The following is a 19,194-nucleotide window of genomic DNA, read 5'->3' as shown; positions in this document are numbered from 1 at the left end:
ATAATGATTATTCCGATCGTAGGCTTTTAACCGGGTTAACAAGTGCTGCTTTAACAGCCTTGTACCCTACTGTTACCCAAGCTATCACCAGCGATGATACTATTGCCAGTAAAAAAATCCAGGCGCCCATTGAAATACGGTAAACAAAGTTTTGCAGCCAGCCGTTCATGATATACCATGCGGCAGGCATGGCTATCAGGAATGAGATACCTATAAGTACCATAAACTCTTTTGAAAACAGGAATACTATACTGCTTACCGACGCCCCCAATACCTTGCGAATCCCGACTTCTTTTGTGCGCTGAACTGCCATGAACGACACCAGGCCGTATAAACCAAGGCATGATATAAAAATCGCTATCCCCGCAAAAACTTTGTAAACTGTTGCCATTTTATTTTCCTGCTCGTAAAATTTTGCAATATTATCATCCAGGAAATAACCGTTATAAGCATATTCGGGATAAGTATCCTCCCACAGTTTTTGCAGTTGGAATACGGTTTTGCTTAGATCGGAGGTTTGGATTTTTATACCTATCTGGCCTTCAAATTTCTTTGCCGGTGATATTACTATCGGCTTAATGGCTTCGCGAAGAGAGTTGGTTTTAAAATCCTTAACTACCCCTACTATCGGCAGCCATTTACCGCGACCTAAACGTAATGTTTTACCAATGGCATCATTAGCATTTTGGATGCCTAATTTATGGATAAAGGTTTCGTTAACTACATATTGCTTTGCAGTATCGCTTACATCATATCCTTTACCAGCGGCAAACTTCAGACCATAAGTTTTAAAGTAATCAACATCTCCAAATTTGAGATAAGTATTAAAGCCAACATCTTTGGTTGAGTTATTGAAATCGAAATTAGTGCCCCAATTGTTTTCGGACGATGGCACATCCGAGGAAAAACTGACGGCTTTGACATTCGGGTTTTGCAAAACCTGCAGCTTGAATGATTCCATTTTATTAAGGCTCAGGCTATCGGTGTAACCCGGAATGATCAACAAAGCGTTTTTATTGAAACCAAGATCTGCCTTATTAACGTAGTCCATCTGGTTTACGGCTACGATAGTACCGATAATAAGCAATTGTGATATGGCAAACTGGGCAATCACCAGTCCGCGGCGAAGCGGGATGCCACCGATAGAAGCTGCCGTTATTTTATTTTTAAGTGCAAGTACTGGCTTAAAACCTGATACTACTAATGCAGGATAAATACCCGATAATAAAACTATAGTTACTGTACTTGCTGCTAAAAACAACAAGCTGCCCGTAGTAAATAAGCTGATACTATCTGGCACATTGGCTATATTTTTTAATTGAGGCATGGCCAGCCTGGCAACTGCTAAAGCAATCAGGGCCGAAGCAATAACAATGATAGTTGTTTCACCAATTACCTGAAAAATCAGTTGCGGGCGGGTGCTGCCTAACACTTTCCGGATGCCAACCTCTTTTGACCGTCCCACAGATTGCGCTGTCGAGAGGTTGATAAAGTTAATAGACGCCATAATAATGATTAGCAATGCAATGAACGACAAGGTACTCAAGGTAGCCCTGCTGGTACTGTGATCGCCCAGGGGATTACCTATTTGCGTATCAAAATGCATATCAGCAAGCGGCTGTGGTAACAGCGTAGTTTGTGCCGATCCCTTTTTAAAATGCTTGGTCGAAAATGCTTTTAACTGTGCGTCGATACTGCTTTTTGACATGCTTGCCGGGAACAACATAAACACCTCATGGCTGCTGCTGGTTGATCCCCATTCGGCGCTGTAGTTGTAATCTTTAGGATGCTGTTTCCAGGTATCAAACGATACCATTACCTTAAACGGAAAATCGCTGTTAACCGGGGCATCTTCTACAATGCCGGATACTTTCAGCGTTAAAACATTATCCATTTTAAGAGTTTTGCCTACAGCATTTGTCCAGTCGCCAAAATACTTAATGGCCGAGTTTTTATCCAACACGACCATATCCGGACTGGCCAGTACAGCAGGGTTACCAGCCAGCCATTTGTAGCTAAAAATATCGAAGAATTGAGGCTGAATAAATAGCACGCCAATATTTTCAGTAAATTTCTTATCGCTGCCATTACTTCCTGCAGTTTGCGGCACTGTGATCTGACTGCCATAGCTGCTGTTCAAAGCTGCCACTTTAGCCTGAGGTATGTCTAAACGAAGGGCATCTGTAGCAGGAACAGCAACTCCGGGATTGGTGGTAGTTTCCGATTCGTGCTTTTCCTGGGTAACTATACGATAAATGCTTTTATAATTAGGGTTGAAAGTATCAAAACTAAGTTCAAACTGAATAATCACAAAAATGAGCAGGCAGGCAGCCAGGCCAACTGTTAAACCCGCAACATTTATAGCAGAATAGCCTTTATGACGCACGATATTGCGCCAGGCTATTTTGAAGTAATTTTTAAGCATATCGTACAGTAATTTTCGAAATTGATGTAAAAGCTATACCAAAACCAAAATCAACTGAATATCAATTATTTAAATCAAATAAAAAACATCAACTGTTCGTAAGTGTAACACCTTGTGTACGGTATTGATACAGTGGTTTTGGAGATTAGTGGTTTGAGGTTAGAGATTAGTTATAACTCGAATTTCGGAAGTTCGATTTCGGATTTAGAAGTTTGTTTCCTGCGCCCGGCAGGCGCAAGTGTTGTGTGTGAGCAATTGTAAGGCTCACTTGTGCCTTCAACACATTATTAGTTTATTCATATATCATCATAAACTAATCTCTAATCTCTACTCCTCAAACTTTCAACCGGGTTTGCCATCGCTGCCTTAATGGATTGAAAACTTACTGTGACAAATGCTATCAGCAGCGCTACAAAAGCCGCCAGCACAAATACCCACCATTGAATATCTATGCGGTAAGCAAAATTTTGAAGGTATTTGCTCATCATAAGCCAGGCAATAGGCGATGCCACAATAACAGCAATCAGTACCAATTTCAGAAAATCAACAGAAAGCAAACCTGTTATATTGGTTACCGATGCACCAAGCACTTTACGGATGCCAATCTCTTTGGTACGCTGAAGCGTTAACAGCGATATCAGGCCAAGCAAACCGAGGCAGCTGATAAAAATGGCGATTATCGCGCTTGAGGTGATCAGCTTATTTAACAAATCTTCCTTTTGATAAAAGTCGGCTATTTGCTGGTCGAGAAAGCGGTATTCAAATACATTATCCGGATAAATCTCCTGCCACTCTTTCTTAATACGGTCGATAACAGCTGAAGGGTTATTCGAACCGATTTTTACGCCTGCATATTGATATCCTTTTCTGAAGGTGGAAATATATTCAGGTGCTATAGCTGTATATAATGATTTGGCATGAAAGTCTTTAACCACACCTACTATAATTCCCGGATTGTTGGATAAATCCCCGGCGGTAAAAAACCTGCCGATAGCTTGTTTCGGGTCTTTTAAACCTAATTTATGTATCAACACTTCGTTAACCAGGTATTCACGGGCGGTATCGGCTTCAACAATATTGCGGCCCGCAATTAACTGCATTCCAAAAGTTTTAACATAGTCGGCATCACCTATCTGAGTATACCCAACAAATTTTTCCCAGTCGCGGGTATCAAATTTAATTGATCCGCCTTTATCAGCTGTAGAAGATGGCGCGCGATAACAAAATGAAATACTTTTTATCGCTGGATCAGCCAGCAACTGGTTACGCAAATAATTGGTTTTACTTTTATCATTATCTGGCACCGGAATCATTACAACGGCATTTTTATTAAAACCGAGGTCAGCAGTTTTAAGATATTTAACCTGCATGGTTATCAATATCGTGCTAATGATAAGCACCTGGGCTATTATGTTTTGAACCACAATTAAACCTTTACGGGTAAAACCAGGAGCGTGCGTTTTACCGCCAAGCTGGTTTTTCAAAGCGTTTACAGGCTTTAACCTGCTTAATATCAGTGCGGGATATGAACCGGCAGCTATTATGATAATGACTAAAACAACTACAGTAAAACCAGCAAGGCGATAGTCATTAAAAAGCTTAAAGCTCAGTTGAGTTTGCAGCCAATTATTCAACACCGGGATGGCTGTAATCACCATTACAAATGATAACAATGCCGCAAAAACTACGATATATGATGTTTCAGAAATAAACTGAATGAATATTGCCCGCGGTGAGCTGCCTAAAACTTTGCGGGTACCTATCTCCTCGGCCCGCTTAAAGCTTTGGGCTGTAGCCATATTGATGAAGTTAACGCAAGCAATAATAATGAGCAGTAAACCAATTATACCAAGGGTTACCAATAAAGAGCGTTGGATAACACCCGCAAAGCGACCGTCGAAATGCACTTCGCTTAGCGGAAGCATCATAAAATGGTATGGTTTTGCGGCTTCCGCACCATGTAATTTCACATTCAACCGATTGATATCTTTTTCTACCGATTGCGGATTTGCCCCATCCTTAAGTTCTAAATAAATTGAGTTAGTTGAATTGATAAAGCCCCAGTCATTTTGAAGGCCATTGGCAACATCGGGATAGATATTTTTTAATGTGGCGAGAGAAAGAAACAGATCTGCTTTGATATCAGTATTAGCCGGGTGATCTTTAACAACACCTGTTACCCTGAAAGTATTCTTATTATCAACCCTGATAGTTTTTCCGATAACCTCCTGGCTGCCAAAATACTTTTCGGCAAGATAGTGACTTAAAACTACGGTATTAGGTTCGGTAAGAGCGGTATTCTGATTGCCTTGCTCCCACCCGTAATCAAATAAATTAAAAAAATGGCCATCGGTTATGCTGATATTTTCATGCTCGGCAAACATTTTTTTACCAGCCCCATCATTTTGAGGAATGCTGACATTGATATCATGCATTCGTAATAACACACCTACATCTTTCACCTGCGGATTGTTCGCTTTCACATCTCTTGCCAAAGCCAAAGGCGCTCCCTGGTCATATAACGGCATGCCATCATCAAAAGTAAGCTGGTGAACAACCCTATATACCTGTTTGGCATCATGGTGATAAGTATCAAAACTCAAATGATAGGTAATAAACTGAAAAAGTATAATACTGCAGCCTATGCTCAGCGCCAGGCCAAACATATTGATAAAGGTGTAAAACTTATGCTTCCAAAGGTTACGCCAGGCTATCTTAAAGTAGTTTTTTATCATATCAAATACTTTATACGATGATACGCAAAACCCTTTAAATGAGTAGTTAAAATATGTTAAAGGTGAAAGGTGAAAAGCGAAAGGCGGAAGTCTCTAACATCGGACAACTACCTTTTAGCTTTCGCCTTTAACCTTTCGCCTCAAAAATCTATTCGCTCCTTAAGCTATTTACCGGGTTGGCCAGTGCAGCTTTAATAGATTGGATGCTTACGGTTATCAATGCTATTAAAAGTGCTATGCACGCGGCAACAGCAAAGATCCACCATGTGATATTTGTACGGTATGCGAAATCCTGCAGCCATTTGTTCATCATGTACCAAGCCACCGGGAAAGCAACGACGTTGGCTATGACAACTGTTTTTAAAAACTCGGCAGATAGCAATCCTATTATATTTTGGACACTGGCGCCAAGCACTTTACGAATACCTATTTCTTTTACCCGCTGTTCGGCGGCAAAGGCGGCCAGGCCGAGTAAACCCATGGCCGATATTGCAATGGCTATAATGGCGAAAGCGGCTATCAATGTTGACGAACGCTGTTCGGCATGGTAAAGTTTATTATAACCGTCATCAATAAAACTATAATCAAACGGCTGGTCGGGAACAAATTCATTCCATACATTTTGGGCTATCCTGATGGCTGCCGCCGTATTGCCGGGAGCAGTTTTGATATAAAAACTACGCGCCCAATCAGTATGATTATTTATAACCATAGGACCTATCTTTTCATGCAGGCTCCTGAAGTTAAAATCTTTCACCACACCGGCAACAACGCCCGAATCCCCGTTAAACTTAAACCGCTGCCCTATAACAGGCCTATGGATACCAAGCTGTTTTACTGCGGTTTCATTCAAAACTACATTATGCTGATCGGAGCCATTTTTATCAAACCAATGCCCGTCGGCCATTTTAAGGCTTAGTATATGTTGAAATTTTTCGTCGGCCGATATGGTGGAAACCGAAGGTTTATAATCCAGTGGCCGGCCTTCCCAATCCATTGATCCTGACACCTTGTTACTGTTATTAAAAAAGGCATCGTTGGCCGATTGAGAGATCTCAGCTATCGCGCTTTGCTGGGTTAACTCGCTGGCGATACTTTTTAATTTCGACTCTCTTGTCTTATCGTCTAAGCCAAGCACCTGCCATGGTATAGTCATTACAAAAACGTGTTCGCGCTTATACCCCAAATCAGCATTTTTCATAAAATTAAGCTGACGGTAAATGATCATTGTACTAATGATAAGCATCACCGAGATACCAAATTGCAAAACAACCAGCGTTTTACGGATGCCGCCATCCTTAAAATTCAATAGTGCCCTACCTTTAAACACGCTTAATGGCTTAAATGACGACAATAACACAGCGGGATATAAGCCATTAAAAATAAAGCAAACTATCAGTGTACCCAACAATATCAACCATGTAATACCGGATGTTAGTGGTTGTACAAAATGCTTTTCGGTAACCTGATTAAACCAGGGCAGGCAAATCTGGATAAATAAAATGGCAAATAATAATGATAAGAAACTAACAACCAATGATTCGGACATAAACTGGGCGAAAAGCTGCCTCCTGCCGGCACCAACAATTTTACGTACGCTCACCTCTTTTGAACGCACGCTTGCCCTTGCCGTAGTTAAGTTTACATAATTAATGCATGCCGTTGATAAAAGTAAAAAAGCCAGTATCAGGAAGATGTTAACCAACTTTCGGTTGCCGTTTTCAAATGAAGTACTTAGCAAGCCACTTTCAAAATGGATATCCTTAAGGCTTATCACACTCATGGTTGTGTTTTCGCTGCCCTTGTTATTTTTCCTGATAATTTGGGTTAGCTTTTGGCCTACCTCTTTAATATTTACGCCCGGCTGCAGCTTTAAAAATGTGAGGCCGCTGTAATTACCCCAATTGCTCGCCTGTTCTTTTTCATGTGCATTGCTTAGTTTAGCCTCTACTGGCATCAATATATCGTACTGAAAGCTTGAATTTGCAGGATTATCCTTAACTACTGCCTGCACCTGGTAGTTCATGGAGTCAACTTTCAGCATTTTGCCGACAGCTTCGCCATTACCAAAATATTTCTTTGCTGTTGATTCTGTCAGGATTAAACTAAATGGATTTTTCGAAAAACTATCGGCGCTTCCGTCGATAAAATCGTAATGGAATACTTTGAACCAATTAGCATCTATATATGCATACTTTTTTTCCGATATCAGTTGGTTATTATGATGCACCGTCATCATATAACCCGGCCACAAAAACGTATAATTCTTTAAACCCGGTATTTCCTGCCTGGCAACCGGGCCTAACATATAAGGAGATGATTCCCAGTCCCACACTTCGTCTTTAGTCAGGCTTAGTTTGGTTTTTACCCTGTAGATATTATCAACATCAGGGTGGTAATTGTCAAAGCTAAACTCATTTTGTACCCACAACATTATAAATACCGATGCGGTAATGCCAATAGTAAGTCCGGCAATATTAATGAGACTGATAGTGCGGTGCTTACCTAAATTACGGAATGCTATTTTAAAATAATTTCTGAGCATATTAATTAGTCATTGAGTCATTATTGCATAGTCATTAAGTCATTTTGCTTTTCTAAATCATCAATCAAAATGACTTAATGATGTGAAGCAAATGATTCAATGACCAATTATTCAGAGCGCAAACTTTTGGTTGGATTAGCCAACGCAGCTTTAACAGTTTGAAAACTTGAGGTGATCAACGCCGTCAATAACATTCCGCCGCCGCTTACTACAAATATCCACCAACTTATTGTTGTACGGTCGGCAAAGCTCTCCATCCATTTGTTCATTGCATACCAGGCCAGTGGGGTTACCAGTACAAAGGCCAGCACAATGAGCATTACCAGCTCAGTTGAAAGCAGGGTTACTATCTGCGTTACCGTAGCACCAAGTACTTTCCGTATGCCTATCTCCTTAGTACGCTGATTGGTATTGTAAATGGCCAAGCCTAACAAACCAAGGCAGCTGATAAATATGGATAAGCCCGTTGCCCATGTTAACAGCGTTGATGTATGTTGCTCGGAATCATAAAATTTGGCGATGCTTTCATCAAAAAAGCTATATTCAAAATCGTCTTCAGGATAAATCTCTTTCCACGCCTTTTCCATTGATGCGATAGCTTTTTTCCATTCGTTGCCTCCGGCAGTTTGCGGCTTAAGCGCTATATGAAAGGTACCGTTGTTGTAATAACTGTTACTGATATGAATGCAGGTAGGTTTAATTGCCGAATGCAATGATTCAGAATAAAAGTCGGCCACTACACCTATGATCTGCATTCTTTTATCGCCATTAAATTTATCAATGTATTTACCTACAGCATCAGCCGGATTTTTAAACCCCATTAGTTTTGCGTAAGTATTATTAATTAAAAATGCCCTGGTACTATCGCCATATTGTATATTACGTCCGGCCAAAAGTTTAAGCTTGTATACATTAATATAATTAGGGTCGCCGTACTTTTCGTACAACTCAATCTTTATTTCCTTTTTGCCATCGATATACGTAGCTTCCGTTGAATTGGTACTGGTTGATGATGGAGCGGCCTTACCTGCACTTACCAACTCAACCTGTGGTATTGCCTTGAGTTTGTCCATAAATACCTGGTTCTTACTAAGCGTTCTATTTTTCCAGGGTGAGTTAATGATCAGGATGGCATCCTTTTTAAAACCCAGGTCTTTTGTGAGCGCATAATGAATCTGTTTGCCTACCAGCACAGTAGCCATTATAAAAAACTGGGCAATAACAAATTGAGTTACTGTTAATGATTTACGTAGCCACGCATTACGTGTTTTACCCGTGTTTGACGATGCCTGATTTTTAAGCACTAAAACAGGTTTGTAGCCTGATAGCAAAGCTGCGGGGTAAAAGCCCGACAATAAGCTTACCACTATTATCAATAAAAACAGGAACACAAAAAGATGGGGCTGTTGCAGCAGGTCAAGTTTAATACCTGCGGATATAAAATCTTTAAACAGCTTTAATATAGCGGGTGCCAACGCCACCGAAATGATAACTGCCAAAAGGGTTATGATGAATGTTTCGCTCAGAAACTGCGTAATAAGCTGGGTACGGCTACTTCCCATTGTTTTACGTACGCCAATTTCCTTGGCTCTTTGGGTAGCCTGCGCGGTAGTTAAATTAACAAAATTGATACAGCCTAATAACAACAGGAAGGCAGCTATAACCAGTAAACCGTAAAGTGTTGTTTTATTAGCCGGATTACCGGAATCAAATGTTCCGTATATACTGTTAAAATGCAGATCGCTCAAAGGCTGTAAGGCAAAATCACGTGTGTTGCCCTTGTTTTCGGGTTTTGGAGGATCATTCTTTTTAAGAATAATATTTAGTTGCTTTTCAAAATTAGCTGCAGTGGCATTGGGCGCCAGCTTAACAAAAAGTATAGATGATGAAGTAGTACCTCCCCAACTGGTAAGGCTTAGTTCGTCAGACAGCGCTTTATTAGCTTTTGCCGTTGAATAAGAGATAAAATCGTGAAAAGTAAAATCGTTATTCTCCTTTAATGGTTCAACAATGCCACTAACGGCCACACTAATAGTATCATAAGTGATTACCCGGCCCATCATCTGGCTATATGACAGCTGAGGGAAATATTTTTTTGCCTGATCTGAAGTGAGCACCGTTTGATTGGGAGAATTCAAAGCAGTGTTGGCCGAGCCCGCAAGCCAGTTATATTTAAACATGCTGAAATACCTGCCATCAGCGAGGATCACATTATCCTGTAGTTTAAACTTAACAGGAACGCGCCCTTTTTCGGGAATAAACACATTAGGCTGATTCAACAAGAAAAATGGCACGGTAAGTTCCACGCCACTCACGCCATTTCTTACAGCTTCGGGCACCGGGCCTGATACGCCGCGGTTATGCGCTTCTTCGCCGGAAAAGGTATAGTTTGATACTACCCGGTAAATGCGGTCGCCGTTATCAAAGTTTTGATTAAAAGTAAAATCAAAATGAACTATCAGGTAAATAACCAGCGCCGAACTGATCCCTATAGATAAACCGATTACATTGATGAATGTAAAAAATTTATGCCGCCAAAAATTACGCAGCGCGATTTTGAAATAGTTTTTAAACATTGTCAAGTCATCATTAGGTCATTAAGTCATTTTTGCCTCGCGCTAATCAAAAAATGGCTTTATGACGCGAAGCAAAATGACATAATGACGAATTTATTCAGAACGTAAACTCTTCACCGGGTTAGCCATAGCTGCTTTTATTGATTGATAGCTTATGGTTGCAAAAGCGATGATCAGCGCTATTACGCCGGCCATCACAAAAACCCACCATTGTATGTTAATTCTGAAGGCAAAATCAAGCAGCCATTTACTCATTGCGTACCACGCTATTGGTAAAGCAATTACCGATGCTATGATCACCAGCTTCAAAAAGTCTTTTGATAGTTCGGTAACAATTTGCGGTATGCTTGCGCCAAGTACTTTGCGCACACCTATTTCTTTTACTCTTTGCGATATGGTAAAAGCTGAAAGTCCAAACAGGCCAAGGCAAGCTATGAATATGGCAAGACACGAAAATATAGTAAACAGGTTGCCCTGCTCCTGCTCACTATTATATAGCTTTTGGAAGCGTTCATCTAAAAAGCTGTACTCAAAAGGTGTTTCGGGTTGATATTTTTTCCAGGTTTGCCCAAGGGTTGCCAATGCCGAATTGATGCGATTACCATCGATCTTAACCGTTATTCTTCTATAACTATTGTTGACGAATGAGGGCATCTCCATTAAAAGCGGGATGATATTTTGATGTAATGACTCGAAATGAAAGTCATTAACCACCCCTATCACTTTTCCTTTAACGCCACCATAGCTCATATCCTTGCCTATAGCGTTTTCAGGCGATTTCCATCCTAATGCACTTACTGCCGATGCGTTGATCACAAAATTATTACTGTCGGTGGCGAACTCGCGACTAAAATTTCTGCCAGCTGCCATTTTTATACCGTAGGTTGGAATAAAGCCATAATCGGCATTGATGCATTTGATATCTGCTTTAACCGGCAGCGGTTTATCCCCGTCAAAAACAGAAACGCCCTGATCATCCAGTAGCCGCCCCGACGGAATCCGCGATGAACGGCCGATATCTTTTACAGCAGGATCCCGTAATACCTCTGCCCTGAAAGCTTCAAACTGGTTAGCAGGGATACCGCCCAATGTTACTAAATGATCTTTATTAAAGCCAAGTGATTTGGTTTGAATATACCTCAATTGCTGAAAAACTATCGTCGTAGCAACAATCAGGATGATGGAGATGGAGAACTGCACCACCACCAATACCTTACGGAACGAGATATTTCCAGATCCAACTTTAAGAATACCTTTTAAAACTTTTATCGGTTTAAATGACGACATAAAAATAGCCGGATAAATACCACTGATAAGTCCGATAATCAGCGGCAGCAATAACACCGATATTAAAATTATCGGTTGAAATAAACTATTGATAGAAAGACTAAGTTCTGAAAGCCGGTTAATAAGTGGCAGCAGCAACCACGTCAAAGTCAAGGCCAGTACAAGCGAAAAATAAGTGATCAACACAGATTCGCTTAAAAATTGGGTAATAATCTCTTTTTGTTGTGCGCCGATCACCTTGCGGATACCGATCTCTTTAGCCCTAAGCGTTGAGCGGGCAGTAGATAGGTTCATGTAATTGATACAGGCGATCAGCAAAATAAACAGGGCGATAGCCGAAAAAATGTAAACCCTTTTAATATCGCCATTTTGCTCTACTTCATCATCAAGATGTGAATGCAGGTGAATATCCAGGAATCTTTGAATATGCAGCTGGGTAAATTTTGACTGCCGGGGTTGCCCGGGAGAATTCATGTATTTATCTATAAAAGCCGGAAACTGTGAGCTGATTTGATCAATATTATAATGATCGGGCAATAGCAGGTAGGTAAAAAATGAGTTGTTCCCCCAATTGGTTGCCAGTTGATTACGTCCGTAAACCTTGTCATCGTTCAGTGTATTGAATGACAGCAACATTTGAGGGTGCATCTGCGAGTTAGCCGGAAATGGCTTAAAAATACCTGTAACTTTAAAATTGGCTGTATTATCAAGCCTGATTTCTTTGTTTATAGGATCTTCGTTACCAAAGTACTTGCGCGCCATATCTTCGGTCATCATCACTGTATACGGCTCACTAAGGGCAGTTTTAGGGTCACCTGCTACTGTTTTAAGATCAAAGAAACTAAGGAAGTTTTCATCAGCAAAATAAGAGCCCTTTTCAACGAGCAATTTTTCCTTATAGCGCAAAACCACATCGCCGTTCGGGAACAAGCGTGTTACCTTTTTTATGTCTGGAAATTCATTTTTTAACAATGGGCCAAAAGGGGGCGCCACGGCTCCCAAATGCAGGTTGACGATACCATCGGCCGTATTAAAACTCCGGCTCACCCTATAAATATTGGGGGCATTATGGTTAAACTTATCATAACTGAGTTCTTTAACTATGTAAGTTAAGATAAGCAGGCAACAGGTTAACCCTATGGTTAAGCCAAATATGTTGATGAACGAAATAAATTTGTGCCGGGCAATATTGCGCAGGGCACTCCGTAAATAATTCTTTATCATGTTATTTCATTTTGTCATTGAGTCATTAAGTCATTTTTTTGCTCATCGGGGCATTGGGTCATTAAATCATTTTGAACTTTTCAATGACTTAATGACGCGAAGCAAATGCCCCAATGACCTATTCTGAACGTAAACTTTTCACCGGATTAGCCAAAGCTGCCTTAACTGATTGAAAGCTTATAGTAACAGCGGCAACTACCAGCGCAATAGTGCCCGCGAGTAAAAATACCCACCATTGGATGCTGATGCGATATGCAAAATCCTGCAGCCATTTGTTCATGGCAAACCATGTTACCGGGAACGATATAACAGAAGCAATGACGATCAACCTCAAAAACTCCTTCGATAACATGACTGTTATATTCGCGGTTGATGCGCCCAGCACTTTGCGAATACCGATCTCTTTAACCCTAAGCCTGATCATGAAAGCTGCCAGGCCGAATAAACCTAAGCTGGCGATGATCAGAGCCACACAGGAGAATACCGTAAATATTTTGCCGGTTTGTTGCTCAGAGGCATAAAGTGACGCGTACTGCTCGTCAAGGAACGAATAACTGAAAGGAGCTTCCGGTCTGAGATTGTCCCATTCGGTTTTAAGGCTCGCAATCAGCAATTTTATATCGGCGGTTTTAGCCTTCAAAATTAATGTACCTGTACTATGCCCCGATAAAAGCATTAATGGTGCAATTTTTTGCCTGGCCGAAGCATAGTGAAAATCTTTAACCACACCTACAACTTTGTATTGGGTACGGGCTGAACGCACTATAGTTTTACCTATCGGGTTGGTGTTACCCCATCCCAAACCTTTTACTAAAGCTTCGTTCACTACAACCGACATCGAATCGGCGGGAAAGGATTGATAAAAATTGCGCCCGTTGATGACCTGTAAACCTAAAGTAGGCACATAACTTTCATCCACATGGTAAATATTGGTATGGATCTCGGCATGACCACCCTTGTCATCAAATTCTTTAGCAGCAATTTGGGTACCATCAACACCGGCTAACATACCTGGCACACTGCTGGATATAGTAGCATTCAACACCTGCGGGTTGCGCAGAAGTTGATTTTTGAAAGCATCTGCATTATGGCCTAAGGTATAGGCATCATTAATTATCAATACCTGGTCTTTATCATAACCCAACTTTTTGTTCTGCATATAGTGTAATTGCTGGTACACTACAAAAGTTGATATAATAAGTGCTGTAGATACCGCAAACTGAAAAATGATTAATCCGCTGCGTAAAATCCCTTTTCCTTCTGCTTTGGTAGCGCTGTTGCCTTTTAACACAGCGATGATCTGGAACGAGGACAAGAAGAATGCCGGATAAATACCTGCGAGAATTCCAACGCCAAAAGCTGTAAACAGTTCGATAAGCAAAGCCATAGGGCTCAGGAAAAACCTAAGTTCGATATGTTTCCCTGCCAAGTTATTGAACAGCGGTAACAGCAGATATACAATACCTAATGCCAATAATAAAGCCCCTAAGGTTAGCATAACCGATTCGGTGAGGAACTGGGAAACCAGTCCGCTCTTTTCAGAACCAAGCACCTTACGGATGCCCACTTCTTTTGAGCGCTTGGCCGAACTTGCCGTTGAAAGATTAGTAAAATTAATGCAGGCCAATATCAATATAAAAGCGGCCAATGCACCAAATATATATACATAATGAATATCGCCATTGGGCTCCAATTCGTATTTGGTTGCCGAGTGCAGGTGGATATCGCTTAAAGGCTGCAGGAAAAACAGGAAAGTGTTCACCGATTTGCTTGCCTGTGCCAAACTCGTACCCATATCATGGGCAATTTCGGGCACAACAAATTTCCGCACCATTTCAGGGAAAGCAGCTTCCAGTTTTTTTGCGTCGGCATTTTTATTTAATACCACATAAGTAAAATAACCAATATTGCTCCAGCTTTGCTTTGCTTTTTCAACAAAAGGGGCCATATTTAAAAATGCATCGCCATGAAAGTGCGAATCATCGGGTATTTTGTCAATTACTCCTGTTACTTTATAAGGCTTCCCGTCTATTGTAACAGCTTTTCCTACAGCTTCCTGGTTGCCAAAATATTTGGTAGCCATGGCCCTCGTGATTACCATGCTGTTAGGCTCAGTAAAGCAGGTTTTATTATCACCATCAACCAATGGTATCGAAAACAGGCGAAAGAAATTGGCATCTATCATCTGCACATGCTCTTCCTTAAACTGCCTGTCGTTATATTTTATAAAAACCGGACCACGACGGGCAAGCCTTGTAGTTTCAAGCACTTCGGGAAACATATTTTTAATCCCCTGTCCTACCGCGATGTCAACCATCGGGTATTCGCTTACGCCATTATTTTCAATGGAACGTAAACCAACACGATACATTTGTTTGGCCTGTGCCGGATATTGATCATAATTTAATTCACTATATACATAAGCACAAATGAGCATACAGCATGCTAAGCCTACAGACAGGCCAAACACATTAATAAAAGAGAATATTTTGTTCCGCCTTAAGTTTCGCCAGGCGGTTTTGATGTAGTTTCTGAACATGAGTGTACGATTAACCTTAATACAGGTTTAAAAGCCATACCAATAAATCAAATCTCTAATTATCAATCAATTACGATTTATTTCATATAAAAACTGTACGAAGACGTAACACCATGTGTTCGGTTATGATACACCCCAGGCAACACAAAAGGCCTGTCACTATTTGAGCAACAGGCCTTTGTAATATTCCTTACACTTATATTAATTGACGGTAAGATTAACTCGCCCATTACCACGTACTTCAACGGGGGATCCGCCGCCGTTAAGTTTGCCTTCTACCCTTTCTTTATCCTTGTTACCAGAGAAGTTATCTGCAAGGTTACTTTCTATTTTGTTGGCGCGCAAATCGAGGTTAAGACCTTGTTTTGACGGTAACTGCAGATCGATATGACCCGAGCTTACATCAATTTTAACAGATTTACCAACGCTTACAAATTGCGCATGAAAGCTGCCGGCACTTGTTGAAGCATCGAGGCTGCACGACAAATCAGTAAGGTTAATGCTACCACCTGATGTGCCGGTAATGAAATCGCCATCAATTTTACTGCCGCTGATACTGCCGCCGCTGGTTGTAGCTTTGATATCTCCCTTTAAACCATCGAGATGCAACGAACCGCCAGATGTTTCAAGTCTGATATGCCCCATGCAATTACGGGCTTCAATACTGCCGCCTGAGGTTTGCAGATCGATATTTTCTTTTGAATCGCTTACATGAATGCTGCCGCCAGAAGTACGGCCTTTAATTATACCAGTAATTTTATCAAGATGTAAACTGCCGCCGCTGGTTTCAAATTGCTGTGCACCTGTTAGATTATCCAAATGGATACTGCCTCCGCTAGTATTTAGATTAGTTGCCACACTGCCGGGTACATACACACGGAACGAGATACTTAACGATTTTTTCCAGTCCCAGTTGCCATCGTGCTTGCTTTTAGCCTTGGCATGCAGCTCCCCGCCGTTAACATCAATGCTCAGGTCGTAATTTTCGTCGAGGCGCTTTTTGATCTCTTCTTTGGAAAGGTCATTATTACCATTATTACCTTGTATAAAAACCTCAACTCTCGGTTCTTCGCCCGATGCGCCGCTAACAGTAATACTGCCGCCCGATGTATTAACAAATACATTTTTCACAGCCTGTCCTGACAATGATTTGGTGAGGTATGGTGTTTTCTGATTATTTTGTGCAAAAGCGCTGCCTGCACAGGCAACAAATAACACAAGTAAATACTTTTTCATAATAATGATCTTTGGTTTATATATAATAAGACCAGGCGTTTAGCAAATACGTTGCATGGTGCTGAAAATAAATTCAGGCTGCCTAATAATGACAGAACGTCATAAAAAAGCCCGTGGGGACACGGGCTCAGGGTATATCCTATTTCTTCAACTGCTACTGCAAACTGCCACTGCTATCTGCAAACTGATCTCATTCGCTTCTCAAACTCCGGATAGGATTTGCAAGTGCCGCCTTTAACGATTGAAAGCTAATGGTAACCACTGCTATAACAAATGTAAGCAAAGCCGCCAAAGCAAAGATCCACCAATGCAAAGGTGTTTTGTAAGCGAAACTTTGCAACCATTTATCCATGCTGTAATAACCCAGGGGGATAGCAATCACTGTAGCTAATAACACCGGTTTAAGTAGATCTTTTGATATCAGGATAAGGATATTTTGTACCGATGAACCCAATACTTTACGGACCCCGATCTCCTTGGTACGTTTCGCCGCGGTAAATGAGGCTAAACCGAACAAGCCCAAACAGGCTATAAAGATTGCCAAGCCTGAAAATATACTTAACATGGTTTGCTGCCTGATATCGTTGCGATAGGTAGTATCAAACTGCTGATCAAGAAAGCTGTATTCAAACGGATAAACGGGCGCAACTTCGGCATAAATGTTTTTGATAGCCGCCAAACCAGCCTGGATATTCCCGGATTTTAATTTGATTACGGCTACACGCCTGTCTTCGCTTGGCGATATCACCAGGGCATCCATGTTTTCTTTAAGTGAAAGGAAGTTAAAATCTTCAACTACACCAATGATAGTGCGGCGACTACTATCACGCACCGTATTTTTAATCCATTTACCGATAGCCTGCTGCGGCGTAAAGCCCAGTTCTTTAGACGCTGTACGGTTGATCAATACCGAGTTCGTAGTATCAGTAGCAAACTGTGATGAAAAATCCCTGCCGGCAATAATTTTCAGGCCAAATGTTTTTACATATTCAAAGTCGGCAAATTCCGACCTGGATTTGAACGTTTCATGCTGGCCTTCAACCTCAAAGCCCTGCATATCAAAAAAGCCGCCCGGCTCGCCCGACATCAGAGATACCGACTTCACATAGTCCGAATTTTGCAGCTGATGTTTAAATGTTTGCCTGTGGTCATAGATATCGTTATTATCAATCTGCACAATAACCGTTTGCTCTTTGTCATAACCTAATGATTTGTTTTTGACATACCGCATCTGGTTAACTATCACGATAGTGCCAATAATAAGCAACACCGAAATACTGAACTGGAACACCACCAGCGATTGCCTGAAAAATGACCCGCCTTTGCCTAATTTAAGCTTACCCTTTAACGCCTCAATAGGCGAAAAGGCTGACATGAATATAGCCGGATAGCTTCCGGCAAGGAAACCCACAAATAAAATAACTCCTAAAAGAAACAGGTAAATCGGTACACTGTTCCATGATACAGTGAGTTCATACCCCAGCAGGCTGTTGTATGATGGCATCAGCAGGAGTAACAAACCAATAGAAAGCGCACATGAAATTAGCGCCAGCAAAATAGATTCGCCTATGAATTGCCATACCAAATGGTTTCTTAACGCGCCTAAAACCTTGCGCATCCCTACTTCTTTTGAACGTTCGACAGCGCGGATAGTGGCCAGATTCATAAAATTGATACAGGCAATGATCATGATGAGCACTGCTATCGAAATAAAGATGAATACCACGGTTTTATCCCCATGTTTTACATTATCAAACGACGAAGCATTTTCAAAATAGATATCCTTTAACGGTCTTAAACTCAGGTTAAATTTAGTACCAAAACGCTGCATATCCTTGCCCATGTATTTATCCATAAATTGCGGAAAGCGGCTTTCCAATGCAGCAGGGTTGCTATGCTCATTCAACAACAGGTAAACAAACAGGCTATTGTTAATCCATACATTAAAACCCTGGTCGCGGGTGTAATTGGCTATTGGCATCACCAAATCAAAATCAAGATGCGAGTTGGAAGGTACATCTTTGGCAATACCGGTTACCTTTAACTGCAGGCGTTTATCCATCTGCACCACTTTGCCCAAGGCATTATCAATATTGCCGAAATATTTTTTGGCGGTGGTTTCAGTTAGCACCACGCTGCCCGGATGGTTTAGCGCCGAAGTAGCATCCCCTCTCAGCAACGGGAAGGTAAAGAGGCTAAAAAAGTTGGAGTCAACCGCGTAAACCTTTTTCTCATTGAACGATTTTTCGCCAAAAGAAACCAGGTTATTTCGCGGAGAAACCCGCACTGCCATCTTGATATCCTGCGGATAATCATTCAGCATGGCAGGACCGTAAGGCCCCGAGAGGTAAGATGTAGGCGCTTTCGACTTATCAAAACCGCGCATTACCCTGTAAATATTTTTGCCCTGCTTATGAAAATTATCCACGCTAAACTCATTCATAATGTACAGGAATATCATGAGGCAAACGGTTATCCCCATGGTTAACCCCAAAATGTGGATCAGCGAAAATCCCTTATTCCGATAAAGGTTTCGCCATGCTGTTTTTATGTAGTTACGTATCATATTTATATCATTGTGTCATTACTGCATAGTCATTAAGTCATTTGGCCACTTTTGTCATTTT

Annotated in this window: 8 protein-coding genes; all 8 read right to left on the bottom strand. The window is 41.2% G+C overall.

Annotated elements, in window-relative coordinates; translation table 11 throughout:
- Nucleotides 1-7 precede the first annotated feature (7 nt).
- The 8 genes from FHW88_RS08090 to FHW88_RS08055 all read right to left on the bottom strand — a co-directional run bounded on the left by FHW88_RS08090 (nucleotide 8) and on the right by FHW88_RS08055 (nucleotide 19,133).
- Nucleotides 8-2,425 (bottom strand): ABC transporter permease, encoded by a 2,418-nt coding sequence (locus FHW88_RS08090; protein ID WP_176624492.1) that lies wholly within the window; start codon nucleotides 2,423-2,425, stop codon nucleotides 8-10.
- Between the two features lie 320 nt (nucleotides 2,426-2,745).
- Nucleotides 2,746-5,160 (bottom strand): ABC transporter permease, encoded by a 2,415-nt coding sequence (locus FHW88_RS08085; protein ID WP_176624490.1) that lies wholly within the window; start codon nucleotides 5,158-5,160, stop codon nucleotides 2,746-2,748.
- A gap of 148 nt (nucleotides 5,161-5,308) precedes the next feature.
- Complete coding sequence (locus FHW88_RS08080) at nucleotides 5,309-7,705, bottom strand: ABC transporter permease (RefSeq protein WP_176624488.1); 2,397 nt, start codon at nucleotides 7,703-7,705, stop codon at nucleotides 5,309-5,311.
- A 107-nt stretch (nucleotides 7,706-7,812) separates the two neighbouring features.
- The gene (locus FHW88_RS08075; protein ID WP_176624486.1) at nucleotides 7,813-10,281 is read right to left on the bottom strand and encodes an ABC transporter permease; all 2,469 of its coding nucleotides are present in this window, start codon (nucleotides 10,279-10,281) and stop codon (nucleotides 7,813-7,815) included.
- Nucleotides 10,282-10,374: 93 nt separating this feature from the next.
- Nucleotides 10,375-12,792, bottom strand: a complete 2,418-nt coding sequence (locus FHW88_RS08070; RefSeq protein WP_176624484.1) for an ABC transporter permease — start codon at nucleotides 12,790-12,792, stop codon at nucleotides 10,375-10,377.
- Nucleotides 12,793-12,910: 118 nt separating this feature from the next.
- A complete protein-coding gene (locus FHW88_RS08065; RefSeq protein WP_176624482.1) occupies nucleotides 12,911-15,331 on the bottom strand; it encodes an ABC transporter permease in 2,421 nt (806 codons plus the stop codon).
- A gap of 201 nt (nucleotides 15,332-15,532) precedes the next feature.
- Nucleotides 15,533-16,567 (bottom strand): DUF4097 family beta strand repeat-containing protein, encoded by a 1,035-nt coding sequence (locus tag FHW88_RS08060; protein ID WP_176624480.1) that lies wholly within the window; start codon nucleotides 16,565-16,567, stop codon nucleotides 15,533-15,535.
- Nucleotides 16,568-16,757: 190 nt separating this feature from the next.
- Nucleotides 16,758-19,133: an ABC transporter permease gene (locus FHW88_RS08055; protein ID WP_176624478.1), complete on the bottom strand. Its 2,376-nt coding sequence runs from the start codon at nucleotides 19,131-19,133 to the stop codon at nucleotides 16,758-16,760.
- Between the last annotated feature and the right edge of the window lie 61 nt (nucleotides 19,134-19,194).

This window comes from Mucilaginibacter sp. SG538B, from assembly GCF_013376065.1.
Taxonomy (GTDB): domain Bacteria; phylum Bacteroidota; class Bacteroidia; order Sphingobacteriales; family Sphingobacteriaceae; genus Mucilaginibacter; species Mucilaginibacter rubeus.
Note: the sequence above shows the minus strand (reverse complement) of the source record. Positions and strands in the feature narration are given on the sequence as shown.

Bases quoted from the DNA above. Each gene is read 5' to 3' on its own strand.
- FHW88_RS08090 (WP_176624492.1), bottom strand. From the start codon at position 2,425: ATGCTTAAAAATTACTTCAAAATAGCCTGGCGCAATATCGTGCGTCAT.
- FHW88_RS08085 (WP_176624490.1), bottom strand. From the start codon at position 5,160: ATGATAAAAAACTACTTTAAGATAGCCTGGCGTAACCTTTGGAAGCAT.
- FHW88_RS08080 (WP_176624488.1), bottom strand. From the start codon at position 7,705: ATGCTCAGAAATTATTTTAAAATAGCATTCCGTAATTTAGGTAAGCAC.
- FHW88_RS08075 (WP_176624486.1), bottom strand. From the start codon at position 10,281: ATGTTTAAAAACTATTTCAAAATCGCGCTGCGTAATTTTTGGCGGCAT.
- FHW88_RS08070 (WP_176624484.1), bottom strand. From the start codon at position 12,792: ATGATAAAGAATTATTTACGGAGTGCCCTGCGCAATATTGCCCGGCAC.
- FHW88_RS08065 (WP_176624482.1), bottom strand. From the start codon at position 15,331: ATGTTCAGAAACTACATCAAAACCGCCTGGCGAAACTTAAGGCGGAAC.
- FHW88_RS08060 (WP_176624480.1), bottom strand. From the start codon at position 16,567: ATGAAAAAGTATTTACTTGTGTTATTTGTTGCCTGTGCAGGCAGCGCT.
- FHW88_RS08055 (WP_176624478.1), bottom strand. From the start codon at position 19,133: ATGATACGTAACTACATAAAAACAGCATGGCGAAACCTTTATCGGAAT.